The 19,769-nt window shown below is 72.2% G+C and carries 15 protein-coding genes; 5 read left to right on the forward strand and 10 right to left on the reverse strand.

Going from position 1 to position 19,769, the window contains the following annotated elements; genetic code table 11:
- Window positions 1-158 precede the first annotated feature (158 nt).
- On the reverse strand, window positions 159-602 hold the full coding sequence (locus Cba03nite_RS18025; protein WP_203747232.1) for an Rv0361 family membrane protein: 444 nt from the start codon (window positions 600-602) through the stop codon (window positions 159-161).
- 280 nt (window positions 603-882) lie between these two features.
- Here Cba03nite_RS18025 and Cba03nite_RS18030 point away from each other — a divergent pair, with 280 nt between their 5' ends.
- Complete coding sequence (locus tag Cba03nite_RS18030) at window positions 883-1,980, forward strand: substrate-binding domain-containing protein (RefSeq protein ID WP_239125829.1); 1,098 nt, start codon at window positions 883-885, stop codon at window positions 1,978-1,980.
- A 46-nt stretch (window positions 1,981-2,026) separates the two neighbouring features.
- On the opposite strand, the gene Cba03nite_RS39840 is transcribed toward Cba03nite_RS18030, so the two are convergent.
- From Cba03nite_RS39840 to Cba03nite_RS18060, 6 genes are all read right to left on the reverse strand, one after another.
- Entirely contained in the window at window positions 2,027-3,352 is a 1,326-nt protein-coding gene (locus Cba03nite_RS39840) for an RICIN domain-containing protein (RefSeq protein WP_239125830.1), read from the reverse strand.
- Between the two features lie 19 nt (window positions 3,353-3,371).
- The gene (locus Cba03nite_RS18040; RefSeq protein ID WP_203747481.1) at window positions 3,372-4,787 is read right to left on the reverse strand and encodes an RICIN domain-containing protein; all 1,416 of its coding nucleotides are present in this window, start codon (window positions 4,785-4,787) and stop codon (window positions 3,372-3,374) included.
- A gap of 138 nt (window positions 4,788-4,925) precedes the next feature.
- Window positions 4,926-6,980 carry a beta-galactosidase gene (locus tag Cba03nite_RS18045; protein WP_239125831.1) on the reverse strand — a complete coding sequence of 685 codons (2,055 nt, stop codon included), beginning with the start codon at window positions 6,978-6,980 and terminating at the stop codon, window positions 4,926-4,928.
- Window positions 6,981-7,110: 130 nt separating this feature from the next.
- Window positions 7,111-8,451: an ABC transporter substrate-binding protein gene (locus tag Cba03nite_RS18050; RefSeq protein WP_203747241.1), complete on the reverse strand. Its 1,341-nt coding sequence runs from the start codon at window positions 8,449-8,451 to the stop codon at window positions 7,111-7,113.
- A 43-nt stretch (window positions 8,452-8,494) separates the two neighbouring features.
- Window positions 8,495-9,295, reverse strand: coding sequence for a carbohydrate ABC transporter permease (locus Cba03nite_RS18055; RefSeq protein ID WP_203747483.1), 801 nt, complete (start codon window positions 9,293-9,295; stop codon window positions 8,495-8,497).
- Window positions 9,296-9,360: 65 nt separating this feature from the next.
- Entirely contained in the window at window positions 9,361-10,284 is a 924-nt protein-coding gene (locus tag Cba03nite_RS18060; protein WP_346111078.1) for a carbohydrate ABC transporter permease, read from the reverse strand.
- Between the two features lie 242 nt (window positions 10,285-10,526).
- On the opposite strand from Cba03nite_RS18060, the gene Cba03nite_RS18065 reads away from it, so the two are divergent.
- Window positions 10,527-11,543, forward strand: coding sequence for a LacI family DNA-binding transcriptional regulator (locus Cba03nite_RS18065; RefSeq protein WP_239125832.1), 1,017 nt, complete (start codon window positions 10,527-10,529; stop codon window positions 11,541-11,543).
- 11 nt (window positions 11,544-11,554) lie between these two features.
- Here the strand turns inward: Cba03nite_RS18065 and Cba03nite_RS18070 are convergent, their stop codons facing one another.
- Complete coding sequence (locus Cba03nite_RS18070; protein WP_203747247.1) at window positions 11,555-12,187, reverse strand: M23 family metallopeptidase; 633 nt, start codon at window positions 12,185-12,187, stop codon at window positions 11,555-11,557.
- A 211-nt stretch (window positions 12,188-12,398) separates the two neighbouring features.
- Here Cba03nite_RS18070 and Cba03nite_RS18075 point away from each other — a divergent pair, with 211 nt between their 5' ends.
- Entirely contained in the window at window positions 12,399-15,776 is a 3,378-nt protein-coding gene (locus Cba03nite_RS18075; protein ID WP_203747250.1) for an aminoglycoside phosphotransferase family protein, read from the forward strand.
- Here Cba03nite_RS18075 and Cba03nite_RS18080 read toward each other — a convergent pair.
- Together Cba03nite_RS18080 and Cba03nite_RS18085 are read right to left on the reverse strand one after the other, a co-directional pair.
- Window positions 15,764-16,576, reverse strand: coding sequence for an HAD family hydrolase (locus Cba03nite_RS18080; RefSeq protein WP_203747252.1), 813 nt, complete (start codon window positions 16,574-16,576; stop codon window positions 15,764-15,766). The genes Cba03nite_RS18075 and Cba03nite_RS18080 overlap by 13 nt on opposite strands.
- The gene (locus Cba03nite_RS18085) at window positions 16,573-17,601 is read right to left on the reverse strand and encodes a hypothetical protein (protein WP_203747254.1); all 1,029 of its coding nucleotides are present in this window, start codon (window positions 17,599-17,601) and stop codon (window positions 16,573-16,575) included. Before Cba03nite_RS18085 ends, Cba03nite_RS18080 begins: the two co-directional genes overlap by 4 nt.
- Before the next feature lie 171 nt (window positions 17,602-17,772).
- Between Cba03nite_RS18085 and Cba03nite_RS18090 the strand changes: the two genes are divergently transcribed.
- Window positions 17,773-19,101: a sensor histidine kinase gene (locus Cba03nite_RS18090; RefSeq protein ID WP_203747256.1), complete on the forward strand. Its 1,329-nt coding sequence runs from the start codon at window positions 17,773-17,775 to the stop codon at window positions 19,099-19,101.
- A complete protein-coding gene (locus Cba03nite_RS18095; RefSeq protein WP_203747258.1) occupies window positions 19,089-19,748 on the forward strand; it encodes a response regulator transcription factor in 660 nt (219 codons plus the stop codon). The genes Cba03nite_RS18090 and Cba03nite_RS18095 overlap by 13 nt, the downstream gene beginning before the upstream one ends.
- Window positions 19,749-19,769: the final 21 nt, after the last annotated feature.

Below are 19,769 nucleotides of genomic sequence, written 5' to 3' on the forward strand. Positions count from 1 at the left end.
ATCTATCACCCTCTGTGACACCGTCTACAATGGACTCAACCGAAGGGTGGATTGCCCTGCCACACCGGCTGACGGTCATGCCACTGACGTGCGGCTGCGGTCGCGGCCGGCTGCCGAGCGGACAACAGGATTCCCGCCGGCCCGGTCACGCGCGTGCACTACGAAGGCCTGCTGACGGCGGTCTCGTAGCAGATGCGCCAGCCGTCGCTCTCGTCGTACAGCTCGAAGTGCCACAGGTGCACCTTGCCCGCGGCGTCAGTGAGGTCGGCCTCGACGTAGTAGCCGGTCGGCGCCTCGCTTCGGTCCTCGATGACCACGTCGACGATGCGGTAGCTCTCGATGTCGGGCGAGGCGTGGTAGCGCGCCCACTCGTCCTGGGGGTGCTTGCGCTGCTCTTCGGCGCAGACCCAGCGGTAGGCGGCGGCGTAGTCGGCGTCGCGCCAGGCGTCGAGGTACGCGGTGGCGGCCTCGGTCATGCCTGCCTTCGTCCGCGGATCGGCCCAGTTCCGGTACGCCACATACGCCGGGGTGCCGACGCAGATCAGCAGCGCGACGACCACCAGGATGGGGATGAAGCCGCGCTCCTTGTCCGGCTCGGCCATGACTCCCCTTCCACCGGCCTTCGACAACAGGCACGGTAGGGCACGCCCGCCAGCCGGGTCCGCACGCGACTGCGGTTTCGGGGAAAGTGCACGTTCGCTAGCACGCAAAGCTGCACTTTCCCCGAAACTGCGGCGGCTCGGCCCCCCACGAGGCGATCGACGTCCCGGCATACGTCTGATAATGTCTGGAACGCTCCGAATCGCACTCACCGCCGCGTTTCACCAGTCGGTTCAGCGCGTCGTGGCCTGCCCGGGCCGGGACGCCGTCGGCGGAGGTCGTATGGCGGCAGAGCGGATGTTCCGTGTGCAGCGGCAGGAGCTGCTGCTCGGCGAGCTGCGCAGGCACGGCGCGGTGCGGGTCAGCGCCTTCGCCCGGGAGCTGGACGTCAGCGAGCTGACCATCCGCCGCGACATCGACGCCCTGGCCCGGCGCAACCTGGTGACGAAGGTGCACGGCGGCGCGACGCTGCCCGGCCCGGTGGACCGCACGGCCCGGCCGCGGCAGGCGCCGCAGCGGTTCACGGTGGGCATGGTGGTGCCGTCGCTGGACTTCTACTGGCCGCCGATCGTCGGCGGGGCGCGGGCGGCCGCCGCCGCGCTCGGGGTGAACCTGCAGCTGCGCGGCTCCAGCTACGACCCGGACGAGGACCGGCGGCAGATCGGCCGGCTCATCGAGGCGGGCCAGGTGCAGGGCCTGCTGCTGGCGCCGAGCCTGGAGGGCGGCCGAGCGCCCGAGATGATCGACTGGATCGGGCGGCTGCCGGTGCCAACGATCCTGGTGGAGCGCCAGCCGGAGCGGTGGACCGCGACGGCGCGGCAGCTGGAGTGCGTACGCAGCGATCACGCGCTGGGCATGGAGATGGCCGTGCACCACCTGCACCGGCAGGGCCACCGGCGGATCGCGCTGCTGCTGTCCAAGGGCAGCCCGACCTCGGCGTACCTGGCCCAGGGCTGGCGGGTGGCCTGCGCGGACGTGGGGATCTGCGACGCGATGGTGATCCGGGAGTCGGTGGCGCTGGACACCCCCGGCCATCGGGAGATCATCCGCGGGGTGCTGGCGGAGTGCGAGCGCTCGCGGATCACGGCGCTGATCGTGCACAGCGACCCCGACGCGATGTCCGTGGCGCAGTTCTGCGCCGAGCACGGGCTGTCCATCCCCGGGGATCTGGCGCTGGTGTCCTACGACGACGAGGTGGCGCACCTGGCCGAGCCGTCGCTGACGGCGGTGCGCCCGCCGAAGGCGCACGTCGGCCGGGTGGCGGTGGAGATGATGGTGTCCCGCCTGCTCGACGGCGAGCGCCGCCCGTCGCAGCGGGTGCTGCTGTCCCCGGAGCTGATCGTGCGCCACTCGTCGGTGGCCCACGTCCCCGTCCGGTAGTGCCCTGTGGCCAGGGCTTCGGCAGCCCTGGCCACGGGGCGCGCGGTCAGGATTGGGTACGGGTCCACTGCTGGTTGGTACCCGAACCGCAGGTGTACTGCTGGATGTCGGCGCCGTCGGCGGTGGACGAGCCGACCACGTCCAGGCACTTGCCGCTGTGGCGGGCCCGGAGCTGGAAGTAGCTGCCGGTGGCGACCCACTGCCACTGCTGGTTGGTGCCGCTGCCGCAGGTGTACTGGATGATGTTGGCCCCGTCGGCTGTCGAGGCGCTCGCCACGTCGAGGCACTTGCCGCTGACCTGGCTGACCACGCGGTAGTAGCCGCCGCCCGCGTCCTGGAACTGCCACTTCTGGTTGGCGCCGCCGTTCCAGGTCCACTGCTTGATCTCGGCGCTGTTGGCCGTGGACGCGCTGACCACGTCCATCACTCTGCCGCTGTTGCGGTTGGTGATCCGGTAGGCCGGCGCCGCCTGGGGCAGCGAGGCGACCGGCAGCACGGTGCCGTGGCGGCAGCCCGGGCAGGCGACGCTGCTCAGGCCGGTCCAGTTGTTGAGGTCGGAGCTGGTCGCCGACCAGATGCCGCCGTTGGTGTACTTGTCGACGTAGATGCGCCAGACCCCGTTGGCCTGCTGCACCACGGCCGGTCCCTCGTACCCGGACGTCCACAGCGTGGCCGCGAGGGTCCAGCCGCTGCTCAGGCTGGCGCTGGTCCAGTGCTCGATGTACTTGCTGGTCTCGTTCTTGGCGAACGCGTGGTAGGTGCTGCCGGACTTCACGACGTACGTGTCGATGTGGTTGAAGCCCAGCCCGCCCATCTGCGCAGGCCCGCTCCACGAGGTGAGCGCGCTGTTCTGGGCGGTGTAGACGTACGGCCGGAAGCAGTTGGAGCAGGTCGTCTGCGCGATGCTCGCGATGATCCGGACCGTGCCGCCCTCGACGTAGAACTCGGGCGCCCAGGTGAACTTCGTGTCCGCGATGCCGGAGTTGACGCTCGCCACGTGCGTCCAGCTGGTGAGGTTGGTGCTGGAGGCGACGTTGAAGTAGGTGGAGTTGGTCGTCCACGACTGGACCGTGTACGCGATGAAGTACACGCCGTTGAGCTGGATGATGCTCGGGTCGCGCAGCACGCCGGACGGCCCCTGGTAGTTGGTGTCGGCGTAGGTGGTGAAGTTGCTGCCGTCGGTGGACTGGTAGACCCACAGCTCCTGGTCGGCCGCCCCGTCCCCCTTGAACGTCGTGTAGAGGTAGCCGCCGGCGGCCGACGCCGGTGCGGCGACGGCGACGAGGCTCCCGGCGGCGACGAGCAGCACGGCGGCCGACCGGGCCGCCCACCGCCCGAGCCGGGTGAGCGATCTTGCTGGACGTGATGTCACGCGTGCCTCCTCAGGCGGGTCAGGCGGTGGTGCGGGACCACTGCTGGTTGGTGCCGCTGCCGCAGGTGTACTGCTGGATGTCGGTGCCGTCGCCGGTGCCGGAGCCGACGACGTCGAGGCACTTGCCGCTGTGCCGCGCGACCAGCTGGAAGTAGCTGCCCGCGGCGCGCCACTGCCACTGCTGGTTGCTGCCGGAGCCGCAGGTGTACTGGATGACGTTGGCCCCGTCGGCGGTCGACGCGCTGACCACGTCCAGGCACTTGCCGCTGTTCACGTTGACGACGCGGTAGTAGCCGCCGCCCGCGTCCTGGAACTGCCACCTCTGGTTGCCGCCGCCGTTCCAGGTCCACTGCTTGATCTCGGCGTTGTTCGCGGTGGACGCGGAGATCACGTCCATCACCTTGCCGCTGTGCCGGGCGGTCACCCGGTATGCGGGGACAGCGCCGGTGCCGGTGACCGTGCCGGTGGCGGTGTCGATGACCACCTCGGGATACCAGGTCAGGCTCATGCTGGTGCTGGACGGGAAGCCGATGGGCAGCCACACGTACTGCGAGTCGCCGACCGGCCCGCCCCAGGCCCCGGCCCACCGGTCCCCCATGTAGAGGTAGCTGGTGGTGGACGAGCCCTGGATCGGCAGCACGTACGCCGGCTGCGAGTTGAACGTGGTCCCGTCGCCGACGTTGGTCCAGCCCGTCCACGGCCCGGAGATGCTGGACGCGGTGGCGTACTTGGCCTGGTTCGGGCTCCAGCCGGTCGCGGCCGAGGTCAGCAGGAAGTACACGCTGCCGCGCTTGAACATGGCCGGGGCCTCGCGGTGGGCGTCGTTCCAGAAGTTGCCGACCAGGCTGGCGACGTTGAGGAAGTCTGACGTCAGCCGGTAGATGTGCAGGTCGTAGTTCTCGTCGGCGGCCGAGATCATGTACGCGGTGCCGCCGTCGTTGTAGAGCGTGATGTCGCGCGACATGTGCTGGCCCAGCGGCCGGAAGCTGCCGTGGTAGGTGTAGTTGCCGTCCACGGTCGCCGAGGACGCGACGGCGGCGCGGGCCTCGCCGTAGTCGCGGCCGTTCTCCTTGTGCATCCACATCACGAAGCGGCCGGTGGCGCTGTTGTAGATCACCTTGGGGCGCTCGATGTTGGCGACGTTCAGCTCCGCGGCCGAGCTCTGGGTGAGCACGTTGTTGCGGAACTCCCAGTTGCGCAGGTCGGTGGAGCGGTACACCGACACCGCGCGGAAGGTGTTGTCCGCGTTGCGGTTCTCGCCGAACCAGTAGTAGTAGCCGCCGACCTGCAGCACGCCGCCGCCGTGCGCGTGCAGCACGTTGCCGCTGGTGTCACGGAACTGGGTGCCGTTGGTGACGGTGACCGGTGCCGCCTGGGCGGGCGACACCACGAAGCCGACGGCGGCGGCGGCGGTGAACAGGACGGCGGCGGCCAGGGCGAGCCACGGCCGGGGCGTGGTGGAGCGGGGGCGGAGGTCCACGCTGATCGACTTCCCTCCGGGGCAGGGACGGTTTCAGGTGCGTTACACGTTGACCCCCGCCGATTCCCCGCGCCACTGTCCGTTCGGGAAGGCTCAGATTCGTTCAGAGTCGAACGCCTGGCGCAGCACCGCCACCGCCCTGGGTGCCAGCGCGACGGCCCCTGCCGCGTCCCGGCTGCCGGCCAGCAGCTCGCCGGGCAGGCCCGGCACGGTGACCGGTTGCTCGGTGCGGTTGACCAGGAACAGGTAGCGTGCGTCGGCGTCGCGGCGCACGGCCGCCTCGACATCGCTCCGCGCGGCCGGGGGCAGCTCCGGCGTGAGCCCGGCGGGGCCTGCGAGTTCGCTCAGCAGGCGCGTCAGGCCAGCCGGGCCGAGCCGGGTCGACACGTACGCAGCGGTGCCGTCGCCGGCGGCGCGCCGGGTCACCGCCGGATGCCCGGTGTGCTCGCCGGTGGCGTAGCGGGCCAGCACGGTCACGTCCGGGCCGGTGACCTGGACGCGCTCGGACCAGAGGGTGCCGCGCAGGCCGGTGTCCAGCGTCTCGGTCTCGCCGTCGAGCAGCGGCGCGAACTCCTCGACCCGGATGCCGAGCAGCTCGCGCAGCGCGCCGGGGTGGCCGCCGAGCCAGACGTGGTCGTGCTCGTCGACGATGCCGGAGAAGTACGTCGTGACGAGGTGCCCGCCGGACTCGGCGTACGCCGTCAGCTCCTTGGCGGTCTCGGCGGCGACCACGTGCAGGATCGGGGCGACGACGAGCCGGTAGCCGTCGAGCGGGGTGCCCAGCGGCACGACGTCGGCGCGGATGCCGAGGTTCAGGAACGCGGTGTACCAGTCCAGGGCCTCCTGGCGGTAGCGCAGCCGGTCCGTGGGGTGGGAGTCGGCCTCGGCGGCCCACCAGGAGTCCCAGTGGAAGACGATCGCGGCGGGAGCCTGCTCGCGTGCCGCGCCCGCGACCGGGGCGAGGTCGCGCAGGGTCGCGCCGAGCCGCGTCACGGAACGGAACACCTCGCTGTCGGCCCCGGCGTGCGGGACCATCGCCGAGTGGTACTTCTCGGCGCCCGCCGCCGACTGCCGCCACTGGAAGAAGCACACCGCGTCGGCGCCGTGCGCGACGTGCACGAGCGAGTCGCGGGCCAGCTCGCCCTGCTTCTTGGCGAGGTTCACCGGCTGCCAGTTGACGGCACTGGTGGAGTGCTCCATCAGGAACCACGGCCGCCCGCCCGCGATGTTGCCGGTGAGGTTGGCCGAGAACGACAGCTCGTCGAGCGACTGCGGGCCGGGCTCGCGGTAGTGGTCGTTGGACACGAAGTCGACGTCGGCGGCCCAGGCGGCGTAGTCCATCCCCTTGGTGCCGCCCATGACCATGAAGTTCGTCGTGACGGGCACGTCCGGGGTGTATCGCCGCAGGATGTCCGCCTCGGCCCGCAGGTGCTCGCGCAGCGCGTCGGAGGAGAAGCGCTTGAAGTCCAGCTGCTGGGTCGGGTTGGGGTGGGTCGCGGCGAGCCGGGGCGGCAGCGGCTGCGCCCAGTCGCTGTACTCCTGCGACCAGAACGCGGTGCCCCAGGCGTGGTTGAGCGCGTCCAGCGTGCCGTACCGGGCGCGCAGCCAGTCACGGAAGGCGCGGGCGGCGTCGTCGGAGTAGTCGTAGACGTTGTGGCAGCCCAGCTCGTTGGAGACGTGCCAGGCGGCGAGCGCCGGATGCTGCGCGTAGCGGGCGGCGAGCTGCTCGGTCAGGCGCAGCGCGTGCTCGCGGAAGACCGGCGAGGTGGGCCGCCAGTGCTGGCGCCCGCCGGGCCAGACCGTCTCGCCGCGCGCGTTGACCGGCAGGATCTCCGGGTGCGCGGTGGTGAGCCACGGCGGCGGGGAGGCGGTGGCGGTGGCCAGGTCGACGGCCACGCCGTGCTCGTGCAGCAGGTCCATGACCTCGTCGAGCCAGCCGAAGCGCCACGTGTCGGCGCTGGGCTGGAGTTTCGCCCAGGAGAAGATGCCGAGCGACACGATGCCGACGCCGGCCTCCCGCATGAGGCGGGCGTCCTCGCGCCAGACCTCGCGGGGCCACTGCTCGGGGTTGTAGTCGGCGCCGTAGGCGATGCCCCCGGCGTTGTTCGCGGGCAGGCGCAGCCAGCGGTGGCGGGCGGGAGGGGTCACGGAGGTGCTCCTTGCGGGTGTCGCGGTGGGCCGGGGTCCGCGCCGCGGGCGGGTGGGTGGGGGTTCGCCGCCCGCGGCGCGGGGTGCGGCCGCGGGACGGGTTCGTGGCCCGCCCGCGGCACGTTCGTGGTCAGCCGACCGTGAAGCCCTGTTCCTTGCCGTACTTGGCGGAGGCGTCCTGCCAGGACTTGAGGGTGTCGGCGAGCTTCTTGTCCGACACGTACGCCTGACCGACGGTGTCATTGAAGATGCTGTTCGCGTACACCTGGAAGGGCAGGTAGGACCAGCCGGGCACGACGGCGGCGGCGGACTTGGCGAAGATCTCGTTGGCCTTCTGGCCGCCGAAGTACGGGAACTCCTTGTTGAGGAACGCGTCGGACTTCAGTTCGGCGTTGGTGGCCGGGAACGCGCCGTTGTCGATGCGGATCTTCACGCCGTCACCGGCGGTGGCGTACTTGAGGAACCCGTAGGCCAGCGCGTTGTTGGCACCCGCCTTCGGGATGGCCAGCGAGCTGCCGCCGTTCTCGGCCGCGGCGTTGGCGCCCGCGGTCCACTGCGGCATCGGCGCGACGCGCCACTTGCCCTTGGCGGCGGGCACGCCCGACTCCAGGTTCGCGGGCATCCACGCGCCGATGACCAGGGTGGCGATGGTGCCGTCGCCCAGGCCCTTGTACCAGCCGTCGCTCCACGAGCCGACCGGCGCGACCAGCTTGCCGTCGAGCAGCTGCTGCCACGTGCTCGCGAACTTCGACGAGCCCTCGTCGCCGAGGTTGATCTTCACGTTGGTGCCGTCGACGCTGAACGGCTTGCCGCCGGCCTGCCAGATGAGGCTGGTGGTGAAGCCCGCGTCGCCGGTGTCGTTGGTGATGTACGCCTTCGGGTCGGCCGCGTGCAGCTTCTTCGCGGCGGCGACGTACTCGTCCCAGGTGGTGGGGACGGCGATCTGGTGCTTGTCGAAGACGTCCTTGTTGTAGAACAGCGCCATCGGGCCGGAGTCCATGGGCAGGCCGTACACGCCGCCGCCGGACTTGACCGACGACCACGGGCCGGGGGTGAACGTGCCGTCCAGCTCGCCGGTGCCGAACGCGGTCAGGTCGGTCAGCGACTTGCCGAGGGCGAACTGCGGCAGCGCGTAGTACTCGATCTGCGCGACGTCGGGCACACCCGAGCCCGCCGCGACCGCGTTCTGCAGCGCGGTGTACTGGTCGTTGCCGGTGCCGGCGTTGACCAGGTTCACCTTGACCTTGGGGTACTTCGCCTCGAACGCGGTGACGACCTGCTTGAGGGTCGGCTCCCAGGCCCAGACGGTGATGGAGCCGCCCGCGTCGAGCGCGGCCTGGACCTGGTCGGCGGAGACCGGGGTGCCGGTCTCGCCGTCGTCGCCGGAGCCGCAGGCGGCCAGCGCCGCGGTGGTGACCACGGCGGTCAGGGCCGCCGCGGCGCGCAGGAACGCGCGTCGGTTGGTGAACATCGTCGTCCTCTCATACAGGGGTGGGGGCGAGAGCGAGTCGGGGTCAGTCCTTGACGCCGCCGGCGGTCAGGCCGGACTGCCAGTAGCGCTGCAGGAACAGGAACGCCGCGAGCAGCGGCAGGATGGTCAGCAGCGAGCCGGTGATGACCAAGTGGAAGATGGGCTCCCCGCCGGCGGTGGCGGCCTGGTCGTTCCAGGCGTTGAGGCCGAGGGTCAGCGGATACCAGTCCGGGTCCTTCAGCATGATCAGCGGCAGGAAGTAGTTGTTCCAGGTCGCGACCATGGTGAACAGGGCGACGGTGACGATGCCCGGGGCGAGCAGCGGCACGCAGACGCGCAGGAAGGTGCGCAGCTCGCCCGCGCCGTCGACGCGGGCGGCCTCCATCAGCTCGCCGGGGATGGCCTGCGCGGCGTAGGTCCACATCAGGTACAGCCCGAACGGCGAGATGAGCGACGGGATGATCACCGCCCAGGGCGTGTTGGTGAGCCCGAGCTTGGCGAACATCAGGAACGTCGGCACGGCCAGCGCGGTGCCGGGCACGGCGACCGCGCCGATGACGGTGGCGAACACGCCGCGCTTGCCCGGGAAGTCGAACTTCGCCAGGGCGTACCCGCCGAGGGTGGCCAGGGCGGTGGCGCCGCCCGCGCCGATGACGACGTAGAGCAGCGTGTTGCCCAGCCAGCGCACGAACACCCCGTCGTCGTAGGTGAGCGTGTCGCGGATGTTGGTGAGCAGCGAGAAGTCGCCGGAGAACCACAGCCCGAACGAGTCGAGCAGGCTGGCCTGGGTCTTGGTGCTGTTGACGAACAGCCACACCAGCGGCACCAGGCTGTAGATCAGCATGAGCGCGGTGAGGGCGGTCAGCAGGGGGCTGCGCCGGGCGCGGTCCCGGCGGGCGGGGGTGGTCGTCACGACCGGCGCTCCTTCCGGTTGGCGCGCAGCTGGACGGCGTAGGCGACGATCATGGTGAGCACGCCCATGACGATCGCGACGGTCGCCGAGTAGTCGTACTGCTGGCCGGAGAAGGACAGCGAGTAGGCGTACATGTTGGGGGTGTAGTACGTGGTGATGACGTTGGGCGCCAGGCTCTGCAGGATGTTGGGCTCGTTGAACAGCTGGAAGCTGCCGATGATGGAGAAGATGGTGGCGATGAGCAGCGCGCCGCGGATCGCGGGCAGCTTGATCGAGCGGATCACGTGCAGCTGCCCGGCCCCGTCGATCTCGGCGGCCTCGTACAGCGAGCGCGGGATGGTCTGCAGCGCGCTGTAGAAGATCAGCATGTTGTACCCGACGAACTCCCAGGTCACGATGTTGCCGATGGAGGCGAGCATCAGGTCCGGGGAGAGCGGGTCGGGCAGCGACAGCCCGAACGCCTCGTTGAGGTTGCCGACCAGCCCGAACCGGTTGCCGTACATGAAGCCCCACATGAGCGTGGCGACCACGGCCGGCACGGCGTACGGCATGAACACGGTGACCCGGAAGAACGCCCTGCCGTAGAGCCGCCCGCTGTCGATGGCGAGCGCGACCAGCAGCGCAAGGAACAGCATCACCGGCACCTGCACGGCGAGGAACAGGCTGACCCGGCCGGTGGCCTCCCAGAACTTCGGGTCGGTGAACACCTGCCGGTAGTTCTCCAGGCCGACGAAGCTGGTGCCGCCGATCAGCCGGGTGCGGAACAGGCTCAGCCAGATCGCGTACGCGATGGGCGCCAGGAACACGAAGGCGAACACGGCCATGAACGGGCCGACGAACGCCCAGCCGGTCCAGGACCTGCCGCGGCGTGCCCGCACGGGCCTGCCGCGGCCGATCGTCGGAGGGGCGAGTGCCGTCACGTCTACTCCTTCCGACATCGCATCGTTGCTGGTCCGGGCGATGTTTACGCAAACATAGCGCACCTGCCGCGATCGCCCGCGTGGCACAACGCAGGGCAACATAGCGGTGACGGAGCGAGATGTTTACGTAAACATCGCCGAGTGATAGTGTCACCGGCGCCGACAGGCGTCAAGCGCCGGTTTCGGATTCGTTACCCACGCCGCCCCGACCGCGGCCCCGGACACCGCCGAAGGAGCGCGCCATGAGCCGGCCGAAGGCCCGCGTGTCGATGGCCGACGTGGCCCGGCTCGCCGGTGTCTCCTCGCAGACCGTCTCGCGCGTGTCCACCGGCCACCCCGGCGTCGTCGGCAGCACCCGCCAGCAGGTCCTCGCCGCGATGAAGCAGCTCGGCTACCGCCCCAACAGCGCCGCCCGCGCGCTCAAGAGCGGCCAGTTCCGCACCATCGGCGTCATCCTGTTCAGCTTCTCCAGCACCGGCAACAGCCGCACCCTGGAGGCGATCGCCACCCACGCCGCGCAGGAGGGGTACGCCATCACCCTGATCCCGGTCGCCGTGCCGACCCAGGACAGCGTGGTCGGCGCGTTCACCCGCCTCGGCGAGCTGGCCGTGGACGGCGTAATCGTGATCATGGAAGTGCACCTGCTCGACTCGGCCACCGTCACCCTGCCCCCGCACGTGCAGGTCGTGGTCGTCGACTCCGACGCGGGCGACCGCTACGCCGTCGTCGACACCGACCAGGCCGACGGCGCCCGCCAGGCCGTCGACCACCTGCTCGGCCTCGGCCACCGCACCGTCTGGCACGTCGCCGGTCCCGCGGAGTCCTTCGCCGCCGAGCGCCGCGCCCAGGCCTGGCGCGACACCCTCACCGGCGCCGGGCGCCAGGTGCCCGAGCCGCTGCGCGGCGACTGGTCGGCCGAGTCCGGCTACCAGGCCGGGCTGGTGCTCGCCGACCGCCCCGACTGCACCGCCGTATTCGCGGCCAACGACCAGATGGCGCTGGGCGTGCTGCGCGCCCTGCACGAACGCGGCCGCGCGGTGCCAGGCGAGGTCAGCGTCGTCGGCTTCGACGACATCGCTGACGCGACGTCGTTCATCCCGCCGCTGACCACGGTGCACCAGGACTTCGCCGAGGTCGGGCGCCGCTGCGTCCAGGGCATCCTGCGTCAGCTAGACAGCGGCGAGACCGCCCCCGGCACGACCCTCGTCCCCACCCGCCTCGTCATCCGCGCCAGCACCGCCCCGCCGCCTGCCCGTTAGGCAGGTGCCCGCTACCGGCCGGCGCAGTTGTTGCTGGTACGGAAGACCGCGTACTCGCGGTCGTCGTGGGTGATCTCGGACGCCTTCCCGTCGAAGTAGGCTTCGACCTTCTGGAAGCCGCGGCGCTGCTCGTAGTGCAGGTGCGGCGCGCCCGAGTCGCCGGTGCTGCCCACCTTGCCGAGCTGCTGGCCGGTCTTCACCTCCTGGCCCACCTCGACCATCGGCGGCTCCAGCAGGTGCATGTACGCCGTCTCCCAGCGCCCGCCGTGATCGATCTTCACCCAGTAACCGCCGCCGCTGCCGCGCGGCCCGTCCGGGTTCTGCGGGGTGCGCCCGCCCAGCTCGCCGTTGACCCCGGCGGCGGTGACCGTTCCCTCGTAGGAGGCGTACACCGGCCGCCCCCACGCGGTCTTCCCCTCCATCGGGAACAGGTCGACGTCGTAGGTACCGTGCCCCGGATACGTGCCGAGCTGCCACTTCTCGCCGCAGGCGACCGGCAGCTGGAACGGCGGCCGCGGCCCGGCGGGCCAGAACCACATCACTACCGCCGTGCCCGCGAGCACGGCGAACACGACGCCGAGCCCGAGCAGGACACGGACTCGACGGGTCCGGCGGCGGCCCCTGGTGGCGTGGTAGACGGTCATCGCCCCAGATGATGGCAGACGACGGCAAGCCCAGGCCGGTGCCCGTCACCCTGCCGGCCGCCCTCGCCGCCCGGCAGGGCGCCGAACCGCCGACACGGGCTCCACCGACGCGGTTCCCGTGACTGTCCGGGATAGACTGTCGGCGCACAGTGATCGTCCTGTTCACCCGACGTGAGCACACCAGCCGGTCGAGCCCCAAGACGGAGCCTGCATGACGGTCACAGCGCGGTATCAGCCCGGCGCGGTGCGTATCCCGTTCGTCGACCGGGAGGAGCTGCTCGCCGCCTTCGACGCGGAGATCGCCGCCATGGGTGCGACACCCCGGCTGCTGGAGCTGACCGGCGTCGGCGGGATCGGCAAGTCACGGCTGATGCACGAGCTGGTCAGGCGCGCCCCGAAGGACCTCCCGCAGGCCACGCTCAACCTGCAGGAGCCGTCCCAGCGCCCCGCACCGGCGGGCCTGGGCTCGCTGCGGGCTCAGTTCGGGCGGGCCGGGGTGCGGTTCGACCGGTTCGATCTGGCGTACGGGGTGTGGTGGCAGCGCCTCAATCCCCACGTGGCGCTGTCCGCCGACCAGTTGAGCTGGGCGGCCGAGAGCGACCTGATCACGAGCGTGCTCAACGACGCCTCGGGGGTGCCGGTGTTCGGCGTCGCCGTCAAGGTGCTCGGCATCGCGGCCCGCAGGTTCAAACGCTGGAACGTCATCCGCCACGACCCGACGCTGCTCGAACTGGACGAGCTGACCCTCGACCAGCTCGGCGACGCCGTGGTGTACCTCTTCGCGCAGGACCTGGAGAAGCACGGCCGCTACCTGCTGTGCGTCGACGCGTACGAGGCGCTGGTCGGCGGCGTGGCCCGCGCGGGCACCGCCGCGCTGGCCGACGTGTGGCTGCGCGACCTGCTCGGCCAGCTCGACCGCGGGCTGGTGGCGGTGGCCTCCCGGGAGCCGCTGGGCTGGGTCCGCCACGATCCCGGCTGGGCCGGCCGGATCCAGCCGCTGCCCGTTGCCGCGCTGCCCTACGAGGCGCGCCATGAACTCGCCGCCGCGCTCGGCGTGGCGGATCAGCGCACCCGCGAGGCCATCGCCCGCGACTGCGAAGGGCTGCCGTTCTACATCCACCTGGCGCACGAGTCCGGCCCTGCGGCCGGCCGCTACGCGCACATCGAGGAGCGCTTCCTCCATCACGTCGAGCCGGACATGGTGCGCATCTTCGAGCTGCTCAGCGTCGCGCGCGTGTTCGACCGCGAGATCTTCCGGCGCGTCGCCCGCCACTACGAGCTGCGCGCGGACACACAGATGTGGGAGCGGCTGATCTCGTACTCGTTCATCGCCACGGTGGGCCGCGACAGCCTGCAGCTGCACCAGCTGATGGCGCGGTCGATCCAGTCCCGGCTGAGTCCCGGTGTGCTGCGCGAGCTGCACGAGCTGCTCGGCGACCTGTGGCAGCAGCGGGGACTGGCCACGCGTTCGGCCGACGCGTGGCGGGAGGCGGCACGGCATGCCGCGTACGCGAACCCGGGCGACCTCGCCGCGCTGCTGCCCTTCGCCGACCGCCTGGCGGCCACGGGCAAGCCGGGGCTGGACGCCATGCGCACCGACCTGGAGGAGATGTGGGCCGGCGCCGCGGGAGCCGACGGACAGCGGCTGGTGCGGCTGCTGCACGCGGAGGCCGAGCTGCTGGTCGGGGACGGCGACGCGGCGCACGAGGGCCTGCGCTCGCTCGGTGCGCACCTGCCCCCGGCGGCCGACGAGGTGGACGCCCGGCTCGCCCTGGCCGCGGCCAACGCGCTGCGCATCATCGGGGAGACGGGCCAGGCGTTGCACCGGTACGCGCAGATCTGGCCTGACTACAGTGGACCGGTGAGACTCGATGCCGGACTCTGGCACGCCGATCTCGACATGGCGCAGGGCAGGTTCGTCGACGCCATCGCCACGGCCGAGGCTGTCGCGGCCGCCTCGTCCCCGGACCGGGTGGCGCTGCTGGGCGACCTGGCGCGGCTGCGCGCGCTGGCCTACCGCTTCGCGTTCGAGCCCGAGCTGGCCCATCCCGAGCTGCGGCAGGCCCGCGAGTTCTACGAGGCGGCGGGCCACGAGGTCGGGCTTGCCAACATCATGACCAACGAGGCCGAGGTGCTGGCGTTGAGCGACCCGGCCCGCGCGGTCACCGCCGCCGAAGCCGCCGTCGCCGCCCAGCGCAGGATCGGCGCGACGCTGGAGGTGGGCAAGTCCCTGTCCGCCCTGGCGCTGGGCCGGCTCGGGCTCGGCGAGCTGGAGAAGGCCGACGCGGCGCTCGACGAGGCGGTGGTGGCGCTCGAGCAGTCGGCCTACCGCTCCGGCCGCGCCCGCGCCGAGCTGGTCCGGGCGCTGTGCCACGCCCGCGCGCGGCGGCGCGACGAGGCGGTCGCCAGCACCGTGTGGGCGGTGTCCGAACTGGAGGCGGTGCAGGTATACCCGACGCTCATCATGGTGGCCGGGGCGCTGCTCGACCGGATCGGCGCCCCGGATCCGGCGGTGACGGCCGCGGTGGAGCGCGCGATCGCCGCGCTCCAGCCGCTCAACGGCCTGCCGCGCCTGGCCGCCTCGGTCCGCGCCCTGGTGTCGCAGCTGGTGGCCGACGACTGGGACGAGGTGTACGACCAGGCGCAGGCGCAGGTCGAGGGCAGCTCCGGCTTCTACAACCACAACGTGCGCGTCGGCGACCGGCTGGTGCGGGTGCCGATCGCCGGGGCCGACCGCATGGACCTGCACATCTGGCCCGAGGAGGCGGTGCTGGCGGCGGCCGGGCGGCGGCTGGCCGACGTCCCGGCGCTGTACACCGTCAGCCGGGAGCCGGCGTACCAGATCCACGAGTGGGTCGACAGGCCGACGCTCAACGACGTCGCGCCCCGCGGCGTGCCCGTCCCGCCGGGCGTCATCGACCAGCTCGCGGCGTTCTTCGCCCGGCTCGGCACGGTCCCGCTGGACACGCTGCCGCCCGTGCCGGACGGGTGGCCGCACGACGGCGACTCGGCGGCGTTCGCCGACCGGCTGCTCGACACGACGCGAGGCGTGCACGCGAGCTTCGCCGCGGGCTTCGGCGCTCTGTGGGAGCGGCTCGGCATCCCCGCCGACCCGTTCGCCGCCCTGACGCTGAATCAGCTCGCGACCAGACCCTTCCGGCTGGTCCACGCCGACGTGCACCGCAAGAACGTGCTCCTGCGCGACGGCGACGGTGCGGTGGTGATCCTCGACTGGGAGCTGGCGCTGGCCGGCGACCCCGTCTACGAGCTGGCCGTGCACCTGCACAAGATGGGCTACCTGCCCGAGGAGGACCGCGCGATGCGGGCCGCGTGGGCGCGGGCGTGCGCGGCGGAGCAGTGGCCGGGCTGGGAGTCCGACGTCGCCCGCTACCTGGCGCACGAGCGGGTCAAGTCGGTGATCGTGGACTCGGTCCGGTACGCCAAGCTGGTCGTGGCCGAGCCCGGCGAGCTGGACCAGTGCACGGAGACCTTCACCGACAAGCTGTCGCTGGCCAGGCATGTCTGGGGCGACGACAGGCCGGTGGACCCGGCCGAGGTGCGGTCCCTGCTCAGCGGCTATCTGGGCTGACCGGTTCCCAGCCGGAACCACCGTTCCAGCACGAGCGCCACCCCGTCGTCGGTGTTGGCCGCGGTGACCTCGGCGGCCACCGCGATCACGTCGGGGTGGGCGTTGGCGACGGCCACGGCGTGCTCGGCCCACCTCAGCATGGGGATGTCGTTGGGCATGTCCCCGAACGCGACCGCCCCTGCGGCGACCCCGAGCCGCCCGGCCAGCCACGCCAGTCCCGTGCCCTTGTCCACGCCCCGCGCGCTGACCTCGATCAGCCCTCCGGCCTGGGAGTACGTCACGCTCACCGTGTCACCGAGCAGCGCTGTCACGGCGGCGGCCAGGGCGGGGCTGCTCATGCCGGGGTGGCTCACCGCCAGCTTCACGCCGGGCCTGCCCAGGATCTCCGCCCGTTCCGCGTCCTCGCTCTTGACCGCCGGAAGGGCGGCCCGGAACGCCGCCTCGGCCCGCAACGCCGGCCGGCCGTCGAGGCTCTCCACCGCGTACGCGCACCCGGGCAGTTCCGCGTCGAGCACCGCCACCACGCGGTTCAGCTCCGGCGGTGCCAGCGCGACCACCCGCAGCGGGCGGTCGGACCGCATGTCGTAGACCACCGCGCCGTTGGAGCAGACGGCCGGGCCCGCGACGCCCGCCCTCGACGCGATCTTCTTGAGCGTTCGCGCCGGACGGCCGCTGACCAGCACGAAAGGCACGCGCGCGGCGAGCACCCGGCCGACGGCCGCGAAGGTGCGCGGGCTGACCAGGTTGGCGTGGTCGAGCAGTGTGCCGTCGGCGTCGGTCGCCACCAGCCGGGGTGTCATCCGGCGGCCCGCACCGCGGGACGGTCGAGCATCCGGCCCTGGCCGGCCTGCCACAGCGCGCGCCCGGTGCGGCCGAGCAGGCATCGCGCACCCGGCACGTCGTGCTCGACTAACTGGCTCGCGACCAGCGTCGGCGCCCAGCTGTCCGGGTCCAGCCCGGCGTCGCGCAGCTCCCCGCACCAGCGCTGCCAGTCCAGGGGCCGTCCGTGCTGCGCCGACCGGACCGCCTCACCGGCGCGGGCCGCCGCGGCACCCGGCCCGCCGCCGCCCCGGGCCGTGTCGGCGAGCGCGGCGAGCACCGTCCGCAGCGCCGCGTCCACCGACAGGTCCCGGGCCGGGAACTCGGCGTACAGCTCGCTGATCACGGGCTCGGGGTCGGCGCGCAGCCCGGCGGCGACCCGTTCGGCGAGCCGTGTGTAGACGCCGCGCAGGGCCTCCGGGTCGAAGATGACGCCCAGCTCGCGTACCACGTCCATCGGCTCGTCCGGGCAGTGCACGACGACGAGGATGCGGTTCGGCGCGCCCAGCCGGGATCGCAGGTGCTCCGGGCCGCGGTCGGCCGGTGAGGCCGAACCCTTGTGGCGGCTGAGCCGGGAGCTGGCCGGTATCCGCAGCGGCAGGCCGGTGTCCAGCAGCACCAGGCACAGCGCATCGGAGCGGTAGTGGATCCGCTCCCCCACCGCGAGCCGGTCCAGGGACGCCACGTTCCACTGGTAGCGCCACAGCTCCCGGATCATCAACCGGTCGTAGCGGAAGCGGTAGGCGTACACCGGCTCGAAGTCCAGCTCCGCCAGCGCCTGGACGCAGTCGCGCGCCTTACGGCCCAGGATCCCCTCGGGCCGGACGGTGAGCAGGGCGATCCGCTGCATCAGCCAGCCCGCGTCGGCGCCGAGCACGTCGACCGCGAGCTGCCAGCTCTCCCGGAAGTGGGTGTCGGCCAGGAAGTAGTCGAACTTCTCCCGCTGCGCCGTCAACGTCCGCCAGGCCTCGTCCACGTGCAGGCGGTGCATGTACGCATCGAGCATGTCGGCTCCACATCCGCGTGAACGCAGACCGACCCACCGATGGTCTGCCGGTGCACACAGTGTGCCCGGCGGCCTCAACCGCACCCGGGCAGCCGAGGTAGGGCTGGCACTACCCCTGATCCGCCCCCTGGACGGCTGGGACCGCCCCGTCCCGCTGGCTAGCGTGTGCTCATGCCCGCTGAGCAGCCATCTCACCTCCTCGCCGCGTTGACGTCCCGGCGCTTCCTCATCTCCGCCTGGCCGTGGCGAGCCGCCGCGTACGCCCTCACCGCACTGCCCGTCCTCGGCGTCGCCGCGCTGCTGCTGTCGCCGCTCATCCTCGCCTGGGCGGCGACGGTCAGCTTCGCCGCCGACGGCCGCTTCCATCTCCCGGTGCTGGTGATTACCGCGTTCCTGACGCTGGCGCTGGGCGGGGTGGGCACGGTGCTCGCCGCGCCGTTCGCCGCGCTGGAACGCCGCCGGCTCCGCCTCGCGGACCCCCGCCCGGTCGAGCCCGGCCACCGCGCCGCCGCCGGGCTGCCCTGGCTGGCCGCCCGCTACGGCGAGCCGGGCGCGTGGCGGGAGCTGCTCTACCTGCTGCTGCTCGGGACGGTCGCGCCGATCGTGTACTCGCTGCTGGCCTTCGCCGCCTTCGTCGTCGCGGTCTTCATCGTCAGCCCGCTGCTGGTGTTCAAGGACGGCACGGACCTCGACGGCGTCGCCGACACGATCGTGCTGGGCCCGTGGCAGGTCACGACCCCGACCCAGGCGATCCCGTACCTGCTGCTCGGCCTGGCCCTGCTGCCCGTGCTGGCGTACCTCACCGGCCTGCTGGCCGCCGGACATGCCGCCATCGCCCGCAGGCTGCTCGGCCGCGGCGACGACGCGGCACTGCGCGAGGTGGCGCGCTCGCGCACCCGGCTGGTCGACGCGTTCGACGCCGAACGCCGCCGGATCGAGCGCGACCTGCACGACGGCGCCCAGCACCGGCTCACCAGCCTCACCCTGCAGCTCGGTGTCGCCCGCCTGGACCTGCCCGAGGACACCCCGGCCGCGCAGGCCCTCGACCGCGCCCACACCGAGGCGAAGGACCTGATGGTGCTGCTGCGCGACCTGGTGCACGGCATCAGCCCGCAGACGCTGGCCGACCTCGGCCTGCCCGCCGCCCTGCACGATCTGGCCGACCGCAGCCCGCTAGACATCACGGTCACCGTGGACCCGGGCGTCGCCGACCGCTACCCTGCGCGGCTGGAGAACACCGCGTACTTCGCCGCCTCCGAGGCACTCGCCAACGTCGCGAAGCACTCCGGCGCCACCGCGGCCTCGGTCCGGCTCGCGCACCAGCGCGACACGCTCATCGTCGAGGTCCACGACGCCGGACGCGGCGGGGCCGATCCGGCGCGCGGGACGGGACTGACCGGCCTGGCCGACCGGGTCGCGGCCGTGGGCGGGCGGCTGCTGCTGTCCAGCCCGGCCGGCGGCCCTACCCTGGTCCGGGTGGAGCTGCCGTGTCTGACCTGACCAGGGTCGTGCTCGCCGAGGACGGCGTGCTGCTGCGCGAGGGCCTGTCCGGGGTGCTGGCACGCTTCGGGTTCACCGTGGCGGCGGCGGTCGGCGACGGCGACGAACTGCTCGCGGCGGTCGCGGCCGAGGACCCCGAGCTGGTGATCACCGACATCCGGATGCCGCCGAGCTTCACCGACGAGGGCCTGCGGGCGGCGCTGGCGCTGCGGGCCGCCGCGCCCTCGCGGGCGGTGGTGGTGCTCAGCCAGTACGTGCAGCCGGAGTACGCGGCGCGGCTGCTCGACAGCGGTGACGGCCGGCGGATCGGCTACCTGCTCAAGGACCGGGTCGTCGACATCGCCGAGTTCGTCGCGGCGCTGCGCACCGTCGTCGGCGGCGGCACCGTGGTCGACCCTGATGTGGTACGCCGTCTGCTGCAGCACCGCCGCGACCCCGTGTCGGAACTGTCCCCGCGGGAACGTGAGGTGCTCGCGCTGCTCGCCGAGGGCCACTCCAACGCCGCGATCGCCAGGCGCCTCACGGTCACCGAGGCGGCCGTGGGCAAGCACGTCGGCAACATCCTCGCCAAGCTCGGCCTGCCCCAGACCGACGACACCAACCGGCGCGTGCTGGCGGTGCTGGCGTACCTGCGCACCACCCGCTGAACGGGGGACGGCCGGCCGGAG

The organism is Catellatospora bangladeshensis (genome assembly GCF_016862575.1).
Classification (GTDB): domain Bacteria; phylum Actinomycetota; class Actinomycetes; order Mycobacteriales; family Micromonosporaceae; genus Catellatospora; species Catellatospora bangladeshensis.